This is a genomic window from Rhizobium sp. BK008 (assembly GCF_014197345.1).
Classification (GTDB): Bacteria; Pseudomonadota; Alphaproteobacteria; order Rhizobiales; family Rhizobiaceae; genus Rhizobium; species Rhizobium anhuiense.
In genome coordinates this window covers 48,069-70,454 of sequence record NZ_JACIFK010000011.1, presented here as the reverse complement: position 1 = coordinate 70,454, position 22,386 = coordinate 48,069, and the positions used below count along the sequence as shown (strand labels likewise).

Annotated in this window: 22 protein-coding genes and 1 other RNA gene; 15 read left to right on the top strand and 8 right to left on the bottom strand. The window is 62.4% G+C overall.

The genetic code is table 11. From position 1 onward, the window contains the following. The first annotated feature begins 39 nt into the window (after window positions 1-39). Both FHT69_RS30795 and FHT69_RS30790 read left to right on the top strand, forming a co-directional pair. Window positions 40-795: a 3-deoxy-manno-octulosonate cytidylyltransferase gene (locus FHT69_RS30795; protein WP_028755671.1), complete on the top strand. Its 756-nt coding sequence runs from the start codon at window positions 40-42 to the stop codon at window positions 793-795. A gap of 10 nt (window positions 796-805) precedes the next feature. Beyond that, complete coding sequence (locus FHT69_RS30790; protein WP_028755670.1) at window positions 806-1,660, top strand: prephenate dehydratase; 855 nt, start codon at window positions 806-808, stop codon at window positions 1,658-1,660. 38 nt (window positions 1,661-1,698) lie between these two features. Here FHT69_RS30790 and FHT69_RS30785 read toward each other — a convergent pair whose 3' ends face one another. The 5 genes from FHT69_RS30785 to FHT69_RS30765 form a co-directional block, all read right to left on the bottom strand. Continuing rightward, window positions 1,699-2,067 (bottom strand): VOC family protein, encoded by a 369-nt coding sequence (locus FHT69_RS30785; protein WP_017962745.1) that lies wholly within the window; start codon window positions 2,065-2,067, stop codon window positions 1,699-1,701. A gap of 135 nt (window positions 2,068-2,202) precedes the next feature. Beyond that, the gene (locus FHT69_RS30780) at window positions 2,203-2,463 is read right to left on the bottom strand and encodes a hypothetical protein (protein ID WP_028755669.1); all 261 of its coding nucleotides are present in this window, start codon (window positions 2,461-2,463) and stop codon (window positions 2,203-2,205) included. Between the two features lie 70 nt (window positions 2,464-2,533). Then, window positions 2,534-3,229 (bottom strand): helix-turn-helix transcriptional regulator, encoded by a 696-nt coding sequence (locus tag FHT69_RS30775; RefSeq protein WP_028755668.1) that lies wholly within the window; start codon window positions 3,227-3,229, stop codon window positions 2,534-2,536. A 4-nt stretch (window positions 3,230-3,233) separates the two neighbouring features. Beyond that, on the bottom strand, window positions 3,234-4,193 hold the full coding sequence (gene nudC / locus FHT69_RS30770) for an NAD(+) diphosphatase (protein WP_028755667.1): 960 nt from the start codon (window positions 4,191-4,193) through the stop codon (window positions 3,234-3,236). Then, window positions 4,190-4,600 (bottom strand): HIT domain-containing protein, encoded by a 411-nt coding sequence (locus FHT69_RS30765; RefSeq protein ID WP_047617373.1) that lies wholly within the window; start codon window positions 4,598-4,600, stop codon window positions 4,190-4,192. Before FHT69_RS30765 ends, nudC begins: the two co-directional genes overlap by 4 nt. An 89-nt stretch (window positions 4,601-4,689) precedes the next feature. On the opposite strand from FHT69_RS30765, the gene ffs reads away from it, so the two are divergent. The 3 genes from ffs (at window position 4,690) to FHT69_RS30750 (ending at window position 7,046) form a co-directional block, all read left to right on the top strand. Further along, window positions 4,690-4,786: signal recognition particle sRNA small type (gene ffs, locus FHT69_RS30760), an RNA gene on the top strand. Window positions 4,787-4,831: 45 nt separating this feature from the next. Continuing rightward, the gene (locus FHT69_RS30755; protein WP_183906390.1) at window positions 4,832-6,700 is read left to right on the top strand and encodes a DNA polymerase III subunit gamma/tau; all 1,869 of its coding nucleotides are present in this window, start codon (window positions 4,832-4,834) and stop codon (window positions 6,698-6,700) included. Window positions 6,701-6,722: 22 nt separating this feature from the next. Continuing rightward, window positions 6,723-7,046 (top strand): YbaB/EbfC family nucleoid-associated protein, encoded by a 324-nt coding sequence (locus tag FHT69_RS30750; protein ID WP_183906389.1) that lies wholly within the window; start codon window positions 6,723-6,725, stop codon window positions 7,044-7,046. A gap of 34 nt (window positions 7,047-7,080) precedes the next feature. Here the strand turns inward: FHT69_RS30750 and FHT69_RS30745 are convergent, their stop codons facing one another. After that, complete coding sequence (locus tag FHT69_RS30745) at window positions 7,081-7,710, bottom strand: MOSC domain-containing protein (RefSeq protein ID WP_174824510.1); 630 nt, start codon at window positions 7,708-7,710, stop codon at window positions 7,081-7,083. 57 nt (window positions 7,711-7,767) lie between these two features. Here FHT69_RS30745 and recR point away from each other — a divergent pair, with 57 nt between their 5' ends. Next, window positions 7,768-8,373 carry a recombination mediator RecR gene (gene recR, locus FHT69_RS30740; protein ID WP_047617368.1) on the top strand — a complete coding sequence of 202 codons (606 nt, stop codon included), beginning with the start codon at window positions 7,768-7,770 and terminating at the stop codon, window positions 8,371-8,373. 11 nt (window positions 8,374-8,384) lie between these two features. After that, window positions 8,385-9,638, top strand: coding sequence for a lytic murein transglycosylase (locus tag FHT69_RS30735; protein WP_183906388.1), 1,254 nt, complete (start codon window positions 8,385-8,387; stop codon window positions 9,636-9,638). A gap of 6 nt (window positions 9,639-9,644) precedes the next feature. On the opposite strand, the gene FHT69_RS30730 is transcribed toward FHT69_RS30735, so the two are convergent. Beyond that, window positions 9,645-10,100 (bottom strand): GNAT family N-acetyltransferase, encoded by a 456-nt coding sequence (locus FHT69_RS30730; protein ID WP_047617364.1) that lies wholly within the window; start codon window positions 10,098-10,100, stop codon window positions 9,645-9,647. Between the two features lie 8 nt (window positions 10,101-10,108). Then, window positions 10,109-11,740 carry an MFS transporter gene (locus FHT69_RS30725; protein WP_047617362.1) on the bottom strand — a complete coding sequence of 544 codons (1,632 nt, stop codon included), beginning with the start codon at window positions 11,738-11,740 and terminating at the stop codon, window positions 10,109-10,111. A 245-nt stretch (window positions 11,741-11,985) separates the two neighbouring features. Between FHT69_RS30725 and rimP the strand changes: the two genes are divergently transcribed. The 8 genes from rimP (at window position 11,986) to pnp (ending at window position 22,350) form a co-directional block, all read left to right on the top strand. Continuing rightward, window positions 11,986-12,591 (top strand): ribosome maturation factor RimP, encoded by a 606-nt coding sequence (rimP, locus tag FHT69_RS30720; protein ID WP_047617361.1) that lies wholly within the window; start codon window positions 11,986-11,988, stop codon window positions 12,589-12,591. 59 nt (window positions 12,592-12,650) lie between these two features. Beyond that, complete coding sequence (gene nusA, locus FHT69_RS30715; protein ID WP_047617359.1) at window positions 12,651-14,252, top strand: transcription termination factor NusA; 1,602 nt, start codon at window positions 12,651-12,653, stop codon at window positions 14,250-14,252. Further along, complete coding sequence (locus FHT69_RS30710) at window positions 14,249-14,944, top strand: RNA-binding protein (RefSeq protein WP_127431377.1); 696 nt, start codon at window positions 14,249-14,251, stop codon at window positions 14,942-14,944. Before nusA ends, FHT69_RS30710 begins: the two co-directional genes overlap by 4 nt. Window positions 14,945-15,045: 101 nt before the next feature. Then, the gene (gene infB / locus FHT69_RS30705) at window positions 15,046-17,796 is read left to right on the top strand and encodes a translation initiation factor IF-2 (RefSeq protein ID WP_183906387.1); all 2,751 of its coding nucleotides are present in this window, start codon (window positions 15,046-15,048) and stop codon (window positions 17,794-17,796) included. A gap of 153 nt (window positions 17,797-17,949) precedes the next feature. After that, window positions 17,950-18,354, top strand: a complete 405-nt coding sequence (gene rbfA / locus FHT69_RS30700; protein ID WP_047617355.1) for a 30S ribosome-binding factor RbfA — start codon at window positions 17,950-17,952, stop codon at window positions 18,352-18,354. A 13-nt stretch (window positions 18,355-18,367) separates the two neighbouring features. Next, window positions 18,368-19,300: a tRNA pseudouridine(55) synthase TruB gene (truB, locus tag FHT69_RS30695; RefSeq protein ID WP_168333931.1), complete on the top strand. Its 933-nt coding sequence runs from the start codon at window positions 18,368-18,370 to the stop codon at window positions 19,298-19,300. A gap of 268 nt (window positions 19,301-19,568) precedes the next feature. Further along, window positions 19,569-19,838, top strand: a complete 270-nt coding sequence (gene rpsO, locus FHT69_RS30690; protein ID WP_047617353.1) for a 30S ribosomal protein S15 — start codon at window positions 19,569-19,571, stop codon at window positions 19,836-19,838. A 373-nt stretch (window positions 19,839-20,211) separates the two neighbouring features. After that, window positions 20,212-22,350 carry a polyribonucleotide nucleotidyltransferase gene (pnp, locus tag FHT69_RS30685; protein WP_127431376.1) on the top strand — a complete coding sequence of 713 codons (2,139 nt, stop codon included), beginning with the start codon at window positions 20,212-20,214 and terminating at the stop codon, window positions 22,348-22,350. Window positions 22,351-22,386 lie beyond the last annotated feature (36 nt).

Here is a 22,386-nt window from a genome sequence, read left to right as displayed (position 1 = left end):
TTTTTGACACTTTTCAGCCCGGAATAGAAGGCCCGAACAATGAGTGATTCAAATTTAGACGGCGTGCTCGTATTGATCCCGGCGCGCATGGCCTCCACTCGGCTTCCGGGCAAGCCGCTTGCCGATATTTGCGGCCTGCCGATGATCGTTCAGGTGGCGCTGCGCGCCAGGGAAGCGGCCATCGGCCGGGTCGTCGTCGCCGTCGACGATGATCAAGTGTTCGATGCCGTGGCCGCGGCCGGCTTCGAGGTCGTCATGACCAGCACGGATCATCAGTCGGGTTCCGATCGGATCTTCGAGGCGCTGACGAAAGTCGATCCGGACGGAAAGGCGAAAATCATCGTCAACGTCCAGGGCGATCTGCCGACGATCGATCCGGAAACGGTGCGCGCAGCCTTGCGCCCTCTCGAAAACGAGGCGGTCGATATCGGGACGCTGACGACCATAATCGACAATGAGGAGGACAAGACCGCGCCGCACATCGTCAAGATCGTCGGCTCGCCGCTTTCCGACGCCCGTCTGCATGCGCTCTATTTCACCCGGGCAACCGCGCCTTACGGTCAGGGGCCTCTCTACCACCATATCGGCCTTTATGCCTATCGGCGGGCAGCGCTTGAACGATTCGTCTCGCTCGGTCCGTCGACGCTCGAAAAGCGCGAATCGCTGGAGCAATTGCGGGCACTGGAGGCCGGCATGCGCATCGATGCCGAGATCGTTGACACGGTTCCGCTTGGTGTCGATACTCCCGCCGACCTCGAAAAAGCGCGGCGCATCCTCTCCGCAAAGTCGAATTGACGGAACCATCATGAATATCAAGACCAACAGGATCGCCTTCCAGGGCGAGTTCGGCGCCAATTCCGACATGGCCAGCCGCGACATGTTTCCGACCATGGAGCCGCTGCCCTGCCAGACCTTCGAGGATGCGTTCACGGCGGTCGACAACGGCGACGCCGACATCGGGATGATCCCGATCGAGAACACGATTGCCGGGCGCGTCGCCGATATCCACCATCTGCTGCCGGAATCGCGGCTGCACATCATCGGCGAATATTTCATGCCGATCCGTTTCCAGCTGATGGTGCTGCCCGGGGTGACCAAGGACGAGATCCGCACGGTGCACAGCCATATCCACGCGCTCGGCCAGTGCCGCAAGATCGTTCGCGCCAATGGCTGGAAGCCGGTGATCGCCGGCGATACGGCCGGGGCGGCAAAGCTCGTGAAGGAAACCGGCGACCGCTCGATGGCCGCCTTGGCACCGCGCCTTGCCGCCGATCTCTACGGTCTGGAGATCATCGCCGAGAATGTCGAGGATACTGAAAACAACGTCACCCGTTTCGTTATCCTGTCCCGTGACGAAGAATGGGCACAACGGAATTCGGCGGAAGAAAAGGTCGTCACCACCTTCGTCTTCAACGTCCGCAACATTCCGGCCGCGCTCTATAAGGCGCTTGGCGGTTTTGCCACCAACAATATCAATATGACCAAGTTGGAAAGCTACCAGCTCGGCGGAAAATTCGTGGCGACGCAGTTCTACGCCGATATCGAAGGCCATCCGAACGATCCGAACGTGCGCCGGGCATTGGAGGAACTGCGCTTCTTCTCCGAGAAAGTGAGGATTCTCGGCGTCTACAAGGGGCACGCGATGCGAGGCCTGCTTTAAACAGGCCCCGTTCTTAAACAGACCTCGTCATTCGGCGATTATTTATCCGGCTCACAGACGCGCAGGCGATGACCGTCAGGATCGAGCACGACGAAGGTCGGGCCAAAATCCAGCTCGGTCAGTTCCTGGGCGATCGGCAGGCCGCGTTGACGCCAGTCCTCATAGTGCCTGGCGACGGCATTTTCTCCCTCGACCATGAAAGCCACTTCGCCGCGGTTGCCGATGGCGGAGGGCTGCGGCTCGACCTTGCTGCGCCGCCAGAGGCCGAGCGTGAAGCCGCCCTCGAGCGGAAAAGCGACGAAATTCGGCGCTTCCACGGCCGGTTCGCGGTTCAAGAGGTTCCGGTAGAAACTGGCGCTTTCGGCCGGGTCCTTGACGTAAAGGATTATGAGATTGGGGCTGGTCATTTCGGTTCTCCCGTTGTTGTGAAATAAATCCGCGAGGGATCGCCTGCTGCCAATTCATGGCAGCAGGGTGCGACGGGGCGTAGCGATCGCAACGCCCCGTTCTCGTCAGGCAGATTGTTGGAAGGGATAGGCGACCTAAAGCGGGAAACGGTCCTCGCAGTGCGGGCCGCGTCCGTCGATGAAGCCGAGGTCGCGCTTTAGGTAATCCGGCGTTGCTTCAAGGTCGAGGCTGGTGCGGTTCCCCTTGGGAAACCTGAAAATATTGATGACCAGATGCAGCAGGCCGGAGCGCGCCGACTGGCGGACATCGGCAAAAGTTTCGGCCGAAATGACATCGGCAAAGGTGTCGCCCGTAAAGCGGTCGTTGGTCAAATGAATGGCTGGAGGCGTTACCATGATCAGTACTCCTTCCTGGTGGAATGGTACTCATAATAACCCTGCCTACTGACAGTTTCTGGCAGCAGCGTTAGTTCTCGACCGGAACGTCCTGCGTCTCACGCCACTCCTTGAGCAGTACCGTGCGGCGGCGCGGATAACGCACCTCATGCAACGCCATGTCGATAATGCGGTCGGTGCGGAAATGGCGGAAATCCTGGCGCAGTTCGCACCAGGCCATGAGGACACGCACATGCTCGAAATAACCGAGCGCAAAAGGCCAGACGCGACGGCGCGAGATTCGGCCCTGCTCGTCGCCATAATGCAGTTCGAGGATGCGCTCCAGACGGATCGCCTTGCGGATGGCCGAAACATCGGCCTTGTCCTCGTCCCGGCGTTTGGGGCCGACGAAAAGGGCTGCCGAATCGATCATCTCCCGCATATCGGCCGGCAGCACGGCGGCAATCTTGGCCAGCGCGTCGGCGCCGGCGCCGGCAAGGCGCGGCTCGGCGGCGCGAGCCACCCAGCGCGAGCCAAGCACCAATGCCTCCAGCTCTTCTTCTGAAAACATCATCGGCGGCAGCATGAACCCCGGCTTCAGCACATAACCGATGCCGGCTTCGCCTTCGATCATCGCGCCCTGCGCCTGCAGGCTGGCAATATCGCGATACAGCGTGCGCAGGCTGACGCCGGTCTCCTCAGCCAGCACCGTGCCGGTCACCGGCCGGCGGTAACGCCGGAGCGTCTGCAGCAGCGTCAGCAGCCGTTCCGAGCGGGCGACCGGCATGACGCTAGCGCTTCCACTCCACCCAGTCGCGCATCAGGCGGTGGGCGATCGCCCCTTTCGGCGGCGAGGCCTTGCCTGTCGCGCTCGGGCGTTCCAGCATCTCGATCGTTTCCTCGCGGGTGAACCAGCGGCAATCCTCGAGTTCCGTCTCGTCGCGGTTGATTTCGGTGGATTTCGCCTCGGCGTAACAGCCGATCATCAGGGAATGCGGCATCGGCCAGGGCTGCGAGGCGTGGTAGCGGATGCGGCCGGTGCGGATGCCGGATTCTTCCAGCGTTTCGCGACGCACGGCATTCTCGATGGTCTCGCCGGGTTCGACGAAGCCGGCAAGGCAGGAATACATGCCGGGCGCGAAATGCGGGCTGCGGCCGAGCAGGCAGAGGTCGCGTTTCTCGTCGATCGTCAGCATGATGACGACGGGATCGGTGCGGGGAAAGATCATGTGTTGGCAGGCGGCGCAGACACGCTTGTAGCCGCCGATGTGGATCTCCATCGCCGAGCCGCAGCGGCCGCAGAAGCGGTTGTCGCCATTCCAGCGGATGAGGCTGGCGGCCTGGGCGAATTCGCCGAGCAACACCTCGTCGATCAGCATTTCGCGAAACAGCGTGCGACCATCGGCGGGCTTGTATTGGCTGGTGAGGTCGTCGACGCCGATGCCGACGGGAACGGCAAGGCGCGGCTCGCCTGATTTACGATAACCGAGAAGCACCGTCTCATCCCAATCCGGCTGCAATTCCTGGAGCTCATAGCGGGCAAAGAGCGGATCAAGCACCTGGCCGTCATGCTTCAGCACCAGCTTATCCCCGGCGAAGGCGAAGATATGGGTGCCGTCCTTGGCCAGCGCCTTTTCGACGGACTGTTCGTCGCGATGCTCGGAATCGCGATTGAGGTCATTGGCGGCAAAGGCCGTGAGATTGCTGGGTTCCGGATGCGGCACATCCGAATCGAAAAGCGAATGACTCATGATGAAAGGGCTTCCCGCAGCTTCACTGTGAATTCATCTCTCTTTCCGTCTTCGTAGGGTTCCGCGCGCCCGAAGCCCCAGACGGGACCCGGCCAGTTGGCATCGCCTACGAAGCGGGCAATGACATGAACATGAAGCTGGCGGACGATATTGCCAAGAGCCCCGACATTGATTTTTGTCGCGCCGGTGATCTCCTTCAGGGCTTTGGAGACCAGTTCCGTCTCGAAGGCGAGCAGCACCTGGTCGAGCGGCGTCAGTTCGAAGATTTCGGTGATATCGGCCCGGCGCGGCACAAGAATGAGCCAGGGCCAGCGGGCATCCCTCGACAATCTCAGATCGCAGAGACCGGTAACCATGATGCTGACGCTATCGTTTTCCAGCCGGGGGTCGAGCACGAAACCGTTCAAAGGGCATTCTCCTCATGTTTTCCAACGACTAGCAGTTTTTTTGCATGTTGGCTTGCTTTTGATGACGATATTGCCGATATGTGCATCCGGGAGGTTGGTGGTGGACGAGCCACTCGCCAACCGGGTCAGGTCCGGAAGGAAGCAGCCCTAACGAGCCCGGCACGGGTCATCGTGCCAGCCTCCCACCTTCTCTCCACGAAGTGCCCGACGATCCGGGCGACAAGCAGGGCGATGAGCGACACCGAGCGACAATCAAAAGATGCCGCCTCGACGGGCACCGGGTACCGGGTGCTGGCTCGCAAATACCGCCCCAAGGATTTCACGGACCTGATGGTCGGCCAGGAGCCGATGGTCCGCACCCTCACCAATGCCTTCGAAACCGGCCGCATCGCCCAGGCTTACATGCTGACCGGCGTGCGCGGCGTCGGCAAGACGACGACGGCGCGCATCCTGGCGCGGGCGCTGAACTACAAGACAGCCGACATCGACAAGCCGACGATCGATCTGCGCGTGCCCGGCGAACACTGCCAGGCAATCATGGAAGGCCGGCATGTCGACGTGATCGAGATGGATGCCGCCTCCCATACCGGTATCGACGATATAAGAGAGATCATCGAGCAGGTGCGCTACCGACCGGTTTCGGCGCGCTACAAGGTCTATATCATCGACGAAGTGCACATGCTGTCGACGCAGGCCTTCAACGGCCTGTTGAAGACGCTCGAAGAGCCGCCGGAGCATGTGAAATTCATCTTCGCCACCACCGAGATCCGCAAGGTGCCGATCACCGTGCTGTCGCGCTGCCAGCGCTTCGACCTGCGCCGCATCAGCGCCTCCGATCTTGTCGGGCTGTTTTCAACTATCGCCGCCAAGGAAGGCATCGAGGCGGAAGCGGACGCGCTGGCGATGATTGCGCGTGCTGCCGAAGGCTCAGCGCGCGACGGCCTGTCGCTGCTTGACCAGGCGATCGCCCATGGCGCCGGCGCCGTGCAGGCGGAAGCCGTGCGCGGCATGCTCGGACTTGCCGACCGTGCCCGGATCGTCGATCTCTTCCAGCACGTCATCAAAGGCGACGTGGCCGCCGCACTCGGCGAGTTCCAGAGCCAGTACGAGGCCGGCGCCAATCCGGTGGTGGTGCTGACCGACCTTGCCGATTTCACCCATCTGGTGACGCGGCTGAAATATGTGCCGGATGCGGCAAACGACCCGTCGCTCAGCGAGATCGAACGCACCAAGGCGGCGGAATTCGCCAAGGGTGTTGCGGTGACGACGCTGTCGCGCATCTGGCAGATGCTGCTGAAGGGCATTCCGGAAACGGAAGGCTCGTCGCGGACGGCAGGAGCAGCCGAGATGGTGCTGATCCGACTTGCACATGCCGCACACCTGCCAGCGCCCGAGGATGCGGCGCGGCGGCTTGCCGAATTTTCCGGCGACAATGCCGGTCCGCGGCCCTCCCCTTCGCCTTCCGGCAACGGCGGCGGCAGCGGAACGCGGGTCCCCTATCAGAGCAGTGTCGCGGCGCGCGCACCCGAGCCGACACCACGGCCACTACCCTCAGGGCCGACGGCGATGCTGCGCGCCGTGCCCAATCCCGAACCGCAGAATATCGGCCGTACCGAGGCAAAGCCTGCAGAGGCTCCGAAGCCGCTCGTGCGTGTCAATTCGATCGGCGACATCGTCGACCTCGCGGGCGAGAAGCGCGATGTCAAATTGAAAGCACTGGTGCGCAACTTCGTGCGGCCGGTGCGGCTCGAGCCGGGCCGGCTGGACGTGAACCTCACCGAGGGCGCCCCGAACACGCTGCTTAACGAACTCGCCGTCAAGCTCAAGGAATGGACCGGAATCCACTGGATCGTCAGCACCAGCCGCGAAGAGGGCGGGCCGACGATGGTGGAGGCGGAAGCCAAGGCACAGGAACAGCGCGTCAGCGATGCGCGTCAAGATCCCGATGTCGCGGCGATCCTGGCGCATTTTCCGGGCGCCAAGATCATCGACGTGCGCGTGCGGGCGCCCGAACCGGACGAGGAAGGCGAGGCGACGCCGCCGGCTGCCGCCGAATCCGAGGAAGGTGACATCCTGCCCGGCGACGACATGGAATTCTAAAAGTTCAACAAGGAGCGAGACGATGCGCGACATCATGGGCATGATGGGCAAAGTCAAGGAAATGCAGGCCAAGATGGAGCAGATGCAGGCGGAGATCGCCGAGCTCACGGCCGAAGGCAAGGCGGGCGGCGGCCTCGTCGCCGTCGTCATGTCAGGCAAGGGCGAGCTGAAGAGCCTGAAGATCGACCCGTCGCTGTTCAAGGAAGACGATGTCGAGATCCTCGAGGACCTGATCGTCGCCGCTCACAAGGACGCCAAGGAAAAGGCCGAGGCGCTCGCCGCCGAAAAGACCAAGGCTCTGACCGCCGGCCTTCCGATCCCGCCGGGCTTCAAGCTGCCGTTCTGAGACGGGCGCACCTATTCAAGGCCCAAAGTCCGATCTAGCGCGCTTCGTCGCTCTCGGATTCCAACATAGCCCGCAGTTTGTAGTGAATTGGGGCGGCGAGATATCGCGCCCGATCTGCCGCCCGAAGCCGTCGACCGAAAGTCTCCATCAGCTCCGGCATGGTGATCTTGGCTCCGTGAAAGGGCGTGCATTCCACCGACATTCCGGCCTTGGCCACGCCGCTCCGGATGACACGGCAATAAATGCCGGGACGGGCGGCGGCGGTATAACGTTTGACGAATTTCGGATCGGCCATCCTGGCGGCAAACGTGGCGCAGGGGATGCGGCACGCGGTGACTTCGAGGACGAGAGCGCCGATCACGAAGCGGTCACCGACGGCGACATCGCGATTGTCGAGATCCGAGATCACCATGTTTTCGCCGAAAGTGCCGGGCTCGTATGGCCGACCGAGCTCGCTGCTCCACCAGTCGAGCGTCAGCGATCCCTCGACATAAACAGCCTGATCGACACCGCCATGGTGTTTGCGGTTGCAGATGGCATCGCCGACCAGACCTTCGGCATCGATCATCACCGCGCCGTTGACGGCATGTTTGAAGATGCCGGTCTTGTAGCTCTTGCCCGGCAGTCTTTCCGGATTGCCGGTGCACAGCGCCAGGATTTTCATGGGATGGCCAATCCTTCCGCGATTCCGTTTCCGTTCCATATCAGTTAAGAACGGCGCATGGCAAAACGAGTCACCGGCCCCGAAATCGAAAAACTCATCCAGCTTCTGGCGAAGGTGCCGGGCCTCGGGCCGCGCTCGGCGCGCCGGGCGGCACTGCATCTGATCAAGAAGAAGGACCAGTTGCTCGGCCCGCTGTCGAATGCGATGGGCGAGGCCTATGACAAGGTGAAGATTTGCTCGCGCTGCGGCAACGTCGATACGGTCGATCCCTGCACCGTCTGCACCGACACGCAGCGCGATCAATCCGTCATCATCGTCGTCGAGGACGTATCGGATCTCTGGGCGCTGGAGCGCGCGGGCGCGATGAACGCCGCCTATCACGTCCTCGGCGGCACGCTGTCACCGCTCGACGGGGTCGGGCCCGACGATCTCAACATTCGCGGGCTGATCGACCGGGTCGGCGAAGGCGGTATCCGCGAGCTGATCATCGCCGTCAACGCCACCGTCGAGGGGCAGACGACGGCGCATTATATCACCGACCAGCTGCAGGGGCTGGACGTGAAGATCACCCGGCTGGCGCATGGCGTGCCGGTTGGCGGCGAACTCGACTATCTCGACGAGGGAACACTCGCGGCGGCCCTTCGGGCGCGGACAGTGATATGAGGGGTTTGCCTATGCCGAAAGAAGTTCCACGGCGGCTATTCGCACTCGCCCTAGCGACCGCCCTCCTCCCCCTCTCCGCCCTCGCAGCCCCTTCGAAAGCCGATGTCGAAGCGCAGTTCGAGACATGGGTACGGAAAGACCTCTGGCCGGAAGCGAAGGCGGGCGGGATTTCCGAGAAGACCTTCCAGGCTGCCTTTTCCGGCATCACGCTGAACTGGAACCTGCCCGATCTTGCCCCGCCGGGCTTCCCGCCGCCGAAGGAGCAGAAGCAGACGCAGGCCGAATTTTCCTCGCCCGGTCCCTATTTCAACGAGGACCGGCTGAAGAAGCTTGCCGCAACGGGGCGCGGCTTTACGGCGCAATATGATTCGACGCTGAAACGCATCGAGAAGACCTATGGCGTGCCCGGCTCGATCGTGCTGGCCATCTGGGGCCGGGAGACAGGCTTCGGTGCGGCGAAGATCCCGAACTCGGCAATCGAGGTGTTGGCGACCAAGGCCTTCATGTCGACGCGCAAGGAGATGTTCCGTACCGAGCTGGTGGCCGCACTCCATATTCTCGATGGCGGTGATGTCGCACCGGCCGATTTCAAGGGGTCGTGGGCGGGCGCACTCGGCCAGCCGCAATTCATGCCGACCAGCTATCTGAAATATGCCGTGGATTTCGATGGCGACGGCCATCGCAACATCTGGACCTCGGTGCCCGATACGCTCGCCTCGATCGCCAATTTCCTGGTCAAGAAGGGCTGGCAGCGCGACCGCGACTGGGGCTTCGAGGTGTCGATCCCGGAGGCGGTTTCCTGCGCGCAGGAGGGGCCCGATCTGGCAAAGCCGCTGTCGCACTGGGCCTCGCTCGGCATCGACCGCATCTCCGGCAAGGGGTTTCCCTCCAGCGAGATGAAGGCTGAAGGCATGATGCTGGTGCCGGCCGGCCGCGACGGGCCGGAATTCATCGTCACGCCGAATTTCTACATCATCAAGGAATATAATAATTCCGATCTCTACGCGCTCTATATCGGCAATCTCGCCGATCGGATCGCCTATAATGGCGGCGCCTTTGAGGGCAGATGGGGCGATGTCGGCAAGATGTTGCGCTCGGATGTCGCCGCCATGCAGAAGGCGCTGGAACGGCAGGGCTATGATGTCGGCGGTTCCGATGGTCTGCCAGGCTACAAGACGCGGCGTTCGATCGGCCAGTGGCAGGCCAAGAACGGCATGAAGCCGACATGTTTTCCCGAAGCGACGATGAAGGGCAAGCTGAAGTAGCCGGCTTCAGAGACTGCGCTTCAGCCCTTCATGGCTGGCCACAAAACCGAGCTTCTCGTAGAAGCGGATCGAATCCGCCCGCGTCTTGTCCGATGTCAGCTGCACGAGGCCGCAGCCACGCTCGACGCATTGGGCGATCGCCCATGCGATGAATTCAGAGCCGAGGCCCGAGCCGCGAAGGTCGCTGGCAACACGCACGCTTTCGATCTGACCGCGCCACATGCCTGTTCTCGAAAGGCCGGGAAGAAAGCTCAGCTGCAGGCAGCCGACGACACGATCGGCCGCGTCGGTTGCGACGGCCAGCAGCTGATTGGCGTCCGCCTCGATCGCCGCGAAGGCCGAGAGATACCGTGCGTCGACGGGATCGGTAACGATCTCCCTGGCGCCGCCGAGATCGTCATCGGCCAGAAGCCGGACGATGGCGGCAAGATCGGATTGGCGGGCGAGCCTGAACCTATACATGGCCGTTCTCAATGATGCAGATCGATCGGCGCCTTGTGGAAGACGTCGTTATCAGGCGGAATAGCCTGGCGTTCGATCATGCGGTGAACATGCGGCAAACCTTCGCCGCGGTGAAGCGCGCGAAGCCTGTCGATGTTTTCGGCATCGGCCTGCGTGCGCCGCTGGTTGTGTCTTATATATTCGACCCAGGTCGACGTATGGTAGGTCTCCGTCCAGAGCCCGGGATTTTCGAGATCGCGCATCAGCGCCCAATTGCGGGCGCCGTCGCGGATGCGGATGCGGCGGCGCTCACCCATCAGCGTCATGAATTCGGCAAGGTCGGTATCGGCGATCTCGTAGTCGACAAGGATGACGATCGGGCCACTGCGCGGCGTGATGTCGAGGCTGAGGGCCGGCTCGATGAAGCGGTTCAGCGGATCGAGGTTGAGCGAAGCGAAGGCCGGCATGGAAAAACGCAGGCCGATCGCGATGCCGAGCAGCATGACGACCGATGACATCAGCAGCGCATCGGCAACGCCATAACGATCGGCGGCAACGCCCCACAGCCAGCTGCCGCCGGCAATGCCGCCGAAGGTGACGGTCTGGTAGAGCGACAGCGCCCGGCCGACCACCCAGCGCGGCGTCGAAAGCTGGACGATGGTGTTGAACAGCGAAAGTGCGGAGACCCAGCAGGCGCCGGAGACGAGCAGCCCGGCGGAGGTGAGGACGGCACTCGGGCTCACGGCGGCGATGACGGCGCTCATCGCGAAGCCGGCAAAGGCCAGGCGGATGATCGTCTCGCTGGAAAGCATCTGGCGAAGCCTCGCATTCATCACCGCGCCGCCGATCGCGCCGATGCCGAAAGCGCCGAGCATGAAACCATAGGTCAGCGGCCCGCCGGCAACGAGATCGAGGGCGACGACCGGCAGCAGCGCCAGGATCGAGCTGGCGCCGATGCCGAAAAGCAGGCCCCTGACGAGGACCTTTTCGAGATTGGGCGACATCGAAATATAGCGCAGGCCGGCAAAGATGGCGCTGCCGAGCGCCTCCCGCGGCAGGGTCGAGACCGGCGTGGCCGGCCGCCAGCGCAGCAGGGCATAGATCAAGGCGAAGTAACTCACCGTGTTCACCGCAAAGGCCGCGGCCGCGCCGGCAGCGGCGACGATGACGCCGCCGATCGCCGGGCCGACACTGCGGGTGATGTTGAAGCCCATGCTGTTCAGGGTGACGGCGCCCGGCAGATCGGCGCGCGGCACCATGTCACCGACCGAGGCCTGCCAGGAGGGATTGTTGAGCGCCGTGCCGCAGCCGATCAGGAAGGTGAAGAAGAGCAGCAGCCAGGGTGTGATCCAGCCGAGAAGGGCCGAGGCCGTCAGCAGCGCCGAAACCGTGAGCATCATGCATTGCGCCGTCAGCATGACCCGGCGACGGTCATAATTATCGGCCAGCGCGCCCGATATCAGCGAAAACAGCATGATCGGTAGAGCCGTCGAGGTCTGCACCAGCGCGACCATGTCCTCCGAGGCGGTAATGGTCGTCATCATCCAGGCAGCGCCCACCGCCTGGATCAGGCCGCCGAAATTCGAGGAAAGGCTCGCGAACCAGATGGTGCGGTAGGTATCGTGCCGCAAAGGCGCCAATGTCGAGGAAGTGTAGGCCACGATTTCTCCCGCTTTTGTTATTGCGCCCCAGCGGCACTATATGCGCAAGACCGGCGCTGGCCATAGGCCTGTTCACGCGCGGCAAGCGAATTGGCGGAATCGGTCGCGGACCTTGCAATTTCGGAAAAACCCGACTATATGCCTCTCAAATTCTTGATCGCTTGATGAAGAGTGGGCCGCAAGGACCCGCTCTTTTTTATTAGCGCGATCGCCCGAACAGCTTGAAATTGCGAGGAGCGCACCGCTTGTCGGACATGACAAACGCAGACAACGAACTTGAGCCGCGGCTGATTACCGAAACCGGGCTCGACCAGCGTCTTGCCGATATCATCGAACCCGTCCTCGTCGGCCTGGGCTTCCGGCTTATCCGCGTCCGCATGCTGAACCAGAACGGCGCGACGATGCAGGTCATGGCCGAACGCAACGACGGCACGATGACGGTTCAGGACTGCGAAGAAATCTCGATGGCGATTTCTCCCGTCCTCGATGTGGAAGATCCGATCGATAAAGAGTATCATCTCGAGGTGTCTTCGCCCGGCATCGATCGTCCGATGGTGCGGAAATCCGATTTCGTCCGCTGGCAGGGCCACCTTGTGAAATGCGAGACGTCGATCTTGATCGACAATCGCAAGCGCTTCCGCGGCAAGATCGTCGAAGCAGGCGCAGATGGTTTCACGCTCGAGCGTGACCAGGTCGCCTATGGGGAAGAGCAGAAGGTCACCATTCCCTTTACGGCGCTCAGCGATGCGAAGCTCATTCTGACCGACGACCTGATCCGCGATGCGTTGCGCGCCGACAAGCTGGCAAAAGCACAGGCCGCCAACCAGAACGAAGCGGACGACCAGGAATAACCGATCAACAGACCGCTCCAGGGACGGGAACCCTGGAGTAAAGACGGAGAAACAAGACAATGGCAGTCAGTGCGAACCGGCTCGAACTTCTGCAGATCGCAGATGCAGTGGCGCGCGAAAAGGTCATCGACCGCGAGATCGTGCTGGCCGCAATGGCCGACGCTATCCAGAAGGCGGCACGCTCCCGTTACGGCACCGAGTCCAACATCCGGGCCGACATCAATCCGAAGACCGGCGAAATCCGCCTGCAGCGCCTGCTCGAAGTCGTCGACAAGGCCGAGGATTATTCGACGCAGATCCCGCTGGAGCTGGCCCGCGACCGCAATCCGGACGCCGCACTCGGCGACTTCATCGCCGACCCGCTGCCGCCGATGGATTTCGGCCGCATTGCCGCCCAGTCCGCCAAGCAGGTGATCGTGCAGAAGGTGCGTGAAGCCGAGCGCGACCGCCAGTTCGACGAATTCAAGGATCGCGTCGGCGAAATCGTAAACGGTACCGTCAAGCGCGTCGAATATGGCAACGTCATCGTCGATCTCGGCCGCGGCGAAGGCATCATCCGCCGCGACGAAATGATCCCGCGCGAAAACGTCCGCTATGGCGATCGCGTCCGTGCCTATGTCTATGATGTCCGTCGCGAGCAGCGCGGCCCGCAGATCTTCCTGTCGCGCACGCATCCGCAGTTCATGGTGAAGCTGTTCACCATGGAAGTGCCAGAAATCTACGACGGTATCATCCAGGTGAAGTCGGTCGCCCGCGATCCGGGTTCGCGCGCCAAGATCGCGGTGATCTCGAACGACAGCTCGATCGATCCGGTCGGCGCCTGCGTCGGTATGCGCGGTTCGCGCGTCCAGGCCGTCGTCGGCGAGCTCCAGGGCGAGAAGATCGATATCATTCCGTGGAGCCAGGACCCGGCGACCTTCGTCGTCAACGCCCTGCAGCCGGCCGAAGTCGCCAAGGTCGTTCTCGACGAGGATGCCGAGCGCATCGAAGTCGTCGTTCCCGACGAGCAGCTGTCGCTTGCGATCGGCCGCCGCGGCCAGAACGTCCGGCTGGCCTCGCAGCTGACCGGCTGGGACATCGACATCATGACGGAGGCCGAGGAATCGGAACGCCGCCAGAAGGAATTCAACGAGCGCACCAACCTGTTCATGGATTCGCTCGACGTCGACGAGATGGTCGGCCAGGTTCTGGCCTCCGAAGGTTTTGCCGCGGTTGAAGAACTGGCCTATGTCGATCTCGACGAAATCTCCTCGATCGACGGTTTCGACGAGGAGACGGCGCAGGAAATCCAGCAGCGCGCCCGCGAATTCCTCGAGCGTCTCGAAGCCGAGATGGACGAGAAGCGCAAGGCGCTCGGCGTCCAGGACGAGCTGCGTGAAATCGACGGCATGACCGCCCAGATGATGGTGGCGCTCGGCGAAGACGGCATCAAGACGATCGAGGACTTTGCCGGTTGTGCGGCCGACGATCTCGTCGGCTGGACGGAGCGCAAGAACGGCGAAACGAAGAAGTTCGAGGGTCTGTTCTCGAAATTCGACGTCTCGCGCGTCGAGGCGGAACAGATGATCGTCCAGGCCCGCCTCTCGGCCGGCTGGATTACCGAAGAGGACCTGGCGAAGGGGACCGAAGAAGAGGTCACCGAAGCCGAACAAGAAGCATGATGACCGTGCATGAGCCGGACGCTCTCCCTGATGAGGACGACGATCTTGCAGGTTATGACGTGAACGGACGCATGTGCATCGTGACGCGCGAAAGCGGATCGCCGGAAGAGTTGATCCGCTTCGTTGCCGCTCCCGATGGAACTATTGTCGCCGACCTGAAGCGCGAGCTTCCGGGACGCGGATGCTGGGTGAAGATCGACCGGTCGCTGGTCGACCGGGCGGTGGCGAAGAAGCTCTTCGCCCGCGCACTGAAAATGGATGTGAAGGCGGCGGACGATCTCGGCGCGAGCGTCGATCGGCTGCTCGCGGCGCAATTGATGCAGATGATGAACATGGCGCGGAAAGCCGGCCAGTTCGTCAGCGGGTCCGCGAAAGTGGATGCCGCGGTCAGAAGCGGAGCAGCGCTTGCGGTGTTCCACTCGACTGACGCAGCGGACGACGGCGTCCGGAAAATCGACCAGGCCCGCAAGGCCTGGCACCTCGGAATGGAGACCGAGGAGGAGATACCTTCCTTCCGTCTCTTCTCGGAGAGCGAAATGGAAGGCCTGATGGGCCAGAATGCTTTTATCCATGCCGCAGTGCTTGCAGGGCAGGCGGGTGAGGGTGTAGTGAAGCGCGCAAAGATGCTCGAACAGTACCGTATTGGCGGTCAGTCCCGGGCAGCGGGCGGCGCTGGCCGGCAAAAACAATGACGTGGTCACCGGCATCGGCCGGTCCCATTCTCATTGATCGACAGTATTGAACGACAGGGTCTGATCTAGTCATCGCTCCCTGTCCGAAGGAACGGGAACGAATGACCGATAGTAACGACGACAAGACAATCAGCGTGACGGGCAAAAAGACGCTTACCCTGAAACCATCGGGGATGAGCCAGGGCACCGTTCGCCAGGATATGGGTCGAGGTCGCACCAAAGCGGTCGTCGTCGAGACCCGTAAGCGGCGCCCGATGCGCCCGGAAGACGAAAAGCCGATCACACCTGTCGCTCCCGCGCCCGTCCGCGCAGCCGAACCGGCGCCTGCACCCGTGCAGGCACGCCCGCAGCAGCCGACGCCGGCACCGCGGGTTCAGCAGGGCAACAACAGCCAGACCAACCAGCGTCCGCAGCAGCCCTATCAGCAGCCGCGCTCGAACGATCGTCCGCGTCCGGTGGTGCTGAACCATCTGTCTCCGGAAGAGATGGACGCCCGCCGCCGCGCATTGGCCGAATCCCAGGCGCGCGACGCCCAGGACGCCATTCGCCGCGCCGAGGAAGAAAAGCGCCGTGCGGCCGAAGAGGTTGTCCGCAAGGCGGCCGAAGCGGAAGAAGCAGCCCGCAGGGCCGCCGAAGAGGCTGTCCGACAGGCGGAAGCGCCCGCTGCTGCCGAACCGGCAGCCGCCGCGGCCGCACCGGTTCCTGCTGTGGCCGAAGCTCGCTCCAACGCTCCGCGGCCGGCATCATCGGCGCCTGCTGCGCGCCGGCCCGATGCCGCAACACCCGCTGACGCCCGTCCGGCGCCGGGCGCCGCCGCACCGGCCGGTGTCCGTGGCCGTCGCAACGACACCGAGGATGACGATCGCGGCGCTGCGCGCGGCGGTCCGGCCCGTGGCCGTGTCGTTCGCCCGGAACCGGCAAAGCCGGTCACGACGCGTCCGAAGACGGAAGAAGAGCGCCGCCGCGGCAAGCTGACGATCACCACCGCTGACGCAGATGGCGACGACAATGCTCGTGGCCGTTCGCTTTCGGCGATGCGCCGCCGGCAGGAGAAGTTCCGCCGCAGCCAGATGCAGGAAACCCGCGAGAAGATCTCCCGCGAAGTCGTTCTGCCTGAGACCATCACCATTCAGGAGCTGTCGCAGCGCATGTCCGAACGCGCCGTCGACGTCATCAAGTACCTGATGAAGGAAGGCCAGATGATGAAGCCGGGCGACGTCATTGACGCCGATCTTGCCGAACTCATCGCCGGCGAATTCGGCCATACGGTCAGGCGCGTATCGGAATCCGACGTCGAACTCGGCATCTTCAACGTGTCCGACGAAGATGGCGAACTGGTTTCGCGCCCGCCCGTCGTTACCATCATGGGTCACGTCGACCACGGCAAGACCTCGCTGCTCGACGCCATCCGCCATGCCAACGTGGTTGCCGGTGAAGCCGGTGGCATCACGCAGCATATCGGCGCCTATCAGGTGGAGCAGAACGGCCAGAAGATCACCTTCATCGACACCCCCGGCCACGCCGCCTTCACGGCTATGCGTGCCCGCGGCGCCCAGGCGACCGACATCGCGATCCTGGTCGTCGCAGCCGACGACAGCGTAATGCCGCAGACGATCGAATCGATCAACCACGCCAAGGCGGCCGGTGTTCCGATCATCGTTGCGATCAACAAGGTCGACAAGCACGAAGCGGATCCGCAGAAGGTCCGTAACCAGCTGCTGCAGCACGAAGTCTTCGTGGAATCCATGGGCGGTGAAGTGCTCGACGTCGAAGTTTCGGCCAAGACCGGCAAGAACCTCGACAAGCTGCTCGAGGCGATCCTGCTGCAGGCGGAAATTCTCGACCTCAAGGCCAATCCGAACCGGACGGCGGAAGGCACTGTCATCGAAGCCCAGCTCGACCGCGGCCGCGGTGCGGTCGCGACCGTGCTCGTCCAGAAGGGTACGCTGCGTCCTGGCCAGATCATCGTCGCTGGCGACGTCTGGGGCCGCGTGCGCGCGCTCGTCACCGACAAGGGCGACCATGTGAAAGAAGCCGGTCCGGCAATGCCGGTCGAAGTGCTCGGCCTGTCCGGCACGCCGCAGGCCGGCGACAAGTTCGCCGTCGTCGAAAGCGAAAGCCGCGCCCGCGAGATCTCGGAATACCGTCAGCGTCTGGCCCGCGACAAGGCGGCTGCCCGCCAGTCGGGACAGCGCGGTTCGCTGGAACAGATGATGATGCAGCGCCAGAGCGCCGGCATCAAGGAGTTCCCGCTTGTCATCAAGGGTGACGTGCAGGGCTCGATCGAAGCGATTGCCGGCGCGCTGGAGAAGCTCGGCACCGACGAGGTCCGCGCCCGCATCGTCCATTCTGGCGCCGGCGGCATCACCGAGTCGGACATCTCGCTCGCCGAAGCCTCGAACGCGGCCATCATCGGCTTCAACGTTCGTGCAAATACGCAGGCACGCCAGTTCGCCGAACGCGAAGGCATCGAAATCCGCTACTACAACATCATCTACGACCTCGTGGATGACGTGAAGGCAGCGATGTCGGGCCTGCTGTCTCCGGAACGCCGCGAAACCTTCATCGGCAACGCCGAGATCCTCGAGGTGTTCAACATCACCAAGGTCGGCAAGGTCGCAGGCTGCCGTGTCGTCGAAGGCAAGGTCGAACGCGGTGCGGGCGTCCGCCTCATCCGCAACGACGTCGTCGTTCACGAAGGCAAGCTCAAGACCCTCAAGCGCTTCAAGGACGAAGTCTCCGAAGTGCCGATGGGTCAGGAATGCGGCATGGCCTTCGAAAATTACGAAGACATGCGCGCCGGCGACGTCATCGAGTGCTTCCGCGTGGAACACATCACGCGCACGCTCTAAACCGCTGCGCACGATATATCAGCCCGAACGCCATTCGCCAGCCGGCGGATGGCGTTCGGGCATCTGCCGACTTGACCTTTTGGAACAAAAGAGTCATGGACGCTCTCCTTTGACGGGTTCGATTCCCAGCCGCATCGGCAAATAGAGATAACAATGACCAGACCAACTTCCTCCGCGCCTTCGCAGCGCATGCTGCGCGTTGGCGAACAGGTTCGCGCCGCTATCACCCAGGTGCTTCAACGCGGCGAAGTGCGCGACGACGTCATCGAGGCGACCGTGATCTCGATCTCGGAAGTGCGCATGTCGCCGGATCTCAAGATCGCCACCGCCTATGTGACGCCGCTCGGCGTTTCCGATCATAGCGTGGTCATCGAGGCGTTGAACCGTCATGCGAAGTTCATCCGCGGCCGGCTCGGGCCGCAGCTTCGGCAGATGAAATACATGCCGGAGGTGCGCTTCCGCGACGATACCAGCTTCGACAATTACAAGAAGATCGACGAGCTGCTGCGTTCGCCCGAGGTCCAACGCGACCTCGACGGCGATAATGACGAACAATAAACAGAAGAGACGCATGTCCAAACCACGCAAACCCAAGGGCCGGCCGATTTCCGGCTGGCTGATCCTCGACAAGCCGGTGGATTTCGGCTCGACGGAAGCCGTTTCCAAGATCAAGTGGCTCTACAAGGCACAGAAGGCCGGCCATGCCGGAACGCTCGATCCGCTCGCCTCCGGCATGCTGCCGATCGCGCTCGGCGATGCGACGAAGACCGTTCCCTATGTGATGGACGGCCGCAAGATCTACGAATTCACAGTGAGCTGGGGCGAAGAGCGCGCGACGGACGATCTCGAGGGCGAGGTGACCGAAAGCTCGGACAAGCGCCCGACCGAACAGCAGATCCGCGATATCCTGCCTGGATATATCGGCACCATCAATCAGGTGCCGCCGCAGTTTTCCGCTATCAAGATAGCGGGCGAACGCGCCTATGATCTGGCGCGCGAAGGCGAAGCCGTCGAAATCCCGTCGCGCGAGGTCGATATCTTCCGACTGACATTGCTCGCCTGCCCGGATGCCGATCACGCGCATTTCGAAGTGGAATGCGGCAAGGGCACCTATGTCAGAGCGCTCGCGCGCGATTTCGGCCGCGAGCTCGGCTGCTTCGGCCATGTGTCGGGGCTGCGGCGCACCTTCGTCGCGCCCTTTGCGGAAGAGGCCATGGTGCCGCTTGCCGATCTCGTGGCACTGGAGGCGATCGAGGATATGGACGAGCGGCTTGCGGCCCTCGACGCACTGCTGATCGACACCTGCGAAGCGCTCTCGGCCCTGCCCCATCTCGTCATCAATGACGACCAGGCACACCGGCTGAAGATGGGTAACCCGATCCTGGTGCGTGGCCGCGATGCGCCGGTTGCCGAAAGCGAAGCTTATGCGACGGCCCGCGGCAAGCTGATCGCAATCGGCGAAATCGGCCAGGGCGAGTTTCGCCCGAAGCGCGTCTTCGGCTGATCGGCTATCCCAATGCATGTCGCCCAAAAGTGCGCAGCGGTTTTGGGGATAACGACATGCATAAATCAAAGGCCTAAAGCGCGTCGCATGAATCCGGATTGACGCGACGCGCTTTAGAGAGGCACAGTTTTACGCCTCTTCCCTTTGCTGCCTGAATGGTTTATAGGCAGCGCCAGCATCGGGTACGCCCGATTGCATTCGCGGCCAAAGCTGGACGACATCCCGGCTTTTGGCGACCTTTATCTCCTCTCTTAGAAAGGATCACCCGATGTCGATCACTGCTGAGCGCAAGGCTGCGCTGATCAAGGAATATGCGACCGTTGAAGGCGATACCGGTTCTCCGGAAGTCCAGGTTGCGATCCTGACCGAACGCATCAACAACCTGACCGAACACTTCAAGGACCACAAGAAGGATAACCATTCCCGCCGTGGCCTGTTGACGATGGTTTCGAGCCGCCGCTCGCTTCTTGATTATCTCAAGAAGAAGGATGAAGGCCGCTATTCCAAGCTGATCGCCAGCCTGGGTATCCGCCGCTAAGATTGTCCGGCGGGCGCTTCCGAGCGTCCGCCGGATCTGTTTCGGGACAAGGCTCCCGATGAAATGTTCCAGCCGCGCCCTATCTAAGCGGTGGAACGACCGGCAGACCCGGATGGGCCGGATCTGCCAAACCAACCGTTGACCTGTCATGGGGCAGGATTGCCGGATGCTTTCGGCCAAGGCTCATCAGTGAGTGCTGGCCCGGTTCCCCAGGGAACCTTCGGGTTGCTGGAAATCCTCGGATTTCCCGAGAGCCCGAGGAATGAAAAGCCTCCCGTTGTCTTGCCCGTGATACGTCACATTGATTGCGGTCGACTGTGCGCTGCGCCTTGATATCGGCGATGGCGCGTGCTCCCGCATTGAAGGACAAGACATGTTTGATACACACACCGTGGAAATCGAGTGGGCCGGCCGCCCGCTGAAGCTTGAAACCGGCAAGATTGCCCGTCAGGCCGACGGCGCGGTTCTCGCCACCTACGGCGAAACCGTCGTTCTTGCCACCGTCGTCTCGGCCAAGGCGCCGAAGCCCGGCCAGGACTTCTTTCCGCTCACCGTCAACTACCAGGAAAAGACCTATGCGGCCGGCAAGATCCCCGGCGGCTATTTCAAGCGCGAAGGCCGTCCGAGCGAGAACGAGACCCTCGTTTCCCGCCTGATCGACCGCCCGATCCGCCCGCTCTTCCCGGAAGGCTACAAGAACGACACGCAGGTCGTCGTCACCGTCATCCAGCACGACCTTGAAAACAATCCGGACATCCTGTCGATGGTCGCCACTTCGGCCGCGCTGACGCTGTCCGGCGTTCCCTTCATGGGCCCGGTCGGTGGTGCACGCGTCGGCTACATCAACGGCGAATACGTTCTCAACCCGCATCTCGACGAGATGGACGAATCGAGCCTCGATCTCGTCGTCGCCGGCACCTATGACGCCGTGCTGATGGTGGAATCCGAAGCCAAGGAACTCAACGAAGACGTCATGCTCGGCGCCGTCATGTTCGGCCACAGGGGCTTCCAGCCGGTTCTCGACGCGATCATCAAGCTCGCCGAAGTTGCCGCCAAGGAGCCGCGCGACTTCCAGCCGGAAGATTACTCCGCTCTCGAAACCGAAATGCTCGGCCTTGCCGAAGGTGAACTTCGCGAAGCGTACAAGATCACCCAGAAGGCCGACCGCTACGCCGCCGTCGATGCCGTCAAGGCGAAGGTGAAGGCACACTTCCTCCCCGAGGAAGGCGAAGCCAGGTACACGGCCGAGGAAGTCGGCGCAATCTTCAAGCATCTGCAGGCGAAAATCGTCCGCTGGAACATCCTCGACACCAAGAGCCGCATCGACGGCCGCGACCTCGAAACCGTGCGTCCGATCGTTTCGGAAGTCGGCCTTCTGCCGCGTACGCATGGTTCGGCGCTGTTTACCCGTGGTGAAACGCAGGCGATCGTGGTTGCCACCCTCGGCACCGGCGAAGACGAGCAGTATGTCGACAGCCTGACGGGCATGTACAAGGAGCGCTTCCTGCTCCATTACAACTTCCCTCCCTACTCTGTTGGCGAGACCGGCCGCATGGGCTCCCCGGGTCGCCGCGAAATCGGCCACGGCAAGCTCGCATGGCGCGCGATCCGTCCGATGCTGCCGACGGCTGAGCAGTTCCCCTACACGCTGCGCGTCGTCTCCGAGATCACCGAGTCGAATGGCTCGTCCTCGATGGCGACCGTCTGCGGCACCTCGCTGGCTCTGATGGACGCAGGCGTTCCGCTGGCCAAGCCGGTTGCCGGTATCGCCATGGGTCTGATCCTGGAAGGCGATCGCTTCGCGGTTCTCTCCGACATTCTCGGTGACGAAGACCACCTCGGCGACATGGACTTCAAGGTCGCCGGTACCGCCGACGGCATCACCTCGCTGCAGATGGACATCAAGATCGCCGGCATCACCGAAGAGATCATGAAGGTTGCCCTCGGCCAGGCCCAGGGCGGTCGCGCCCACATTCTCGGCGAAATGGCCAAGGCCATCACCGAAAGCCGCGGCCAGCTCGGCGAATTCGCTCCGCGCATCGAAGTCATGAACATCCCGGTCGACAAGATCCGTGAAGTCATCGGCTCCGGCGGCAAGGTCATTCGCGAAATCGTCGAAAAGACCGGTGCGAAGATCAACATCGAGGACGACGGCACCGTCAAGATCGCCTCCTCCTCCGGCAAGGAAATCGAAGCGGCCCGCAAGTGGATCCACTCGATCGTTGCCGAACCTGAGATCGGCCAGATCTACGAAGGCACTGTTGTCAAGACCGCCGACTTCGGCGCCTTCGTCAACTTCTTCGGCGCCCGTGACGGCCTCGTCCACATCTCGCAGCTTGCTTCCGAACGCGTCGCCAAGACGCAGGACGTTGTCAAGGAGGGCGATAAGGTCTGGGTCAAGCTGCTCGGTTTCGACGAACGCGGCAAGGTTCGCCTGTCGATGAAGGTCGTCGACCAGGCCACCGGCCAGGAAATTGCGAACGACAAGAAGAAGGAAGAAGCGGCCGAATAAGCCGCATCTCCCAGATTTGATTCCGGGCGCGGGAAT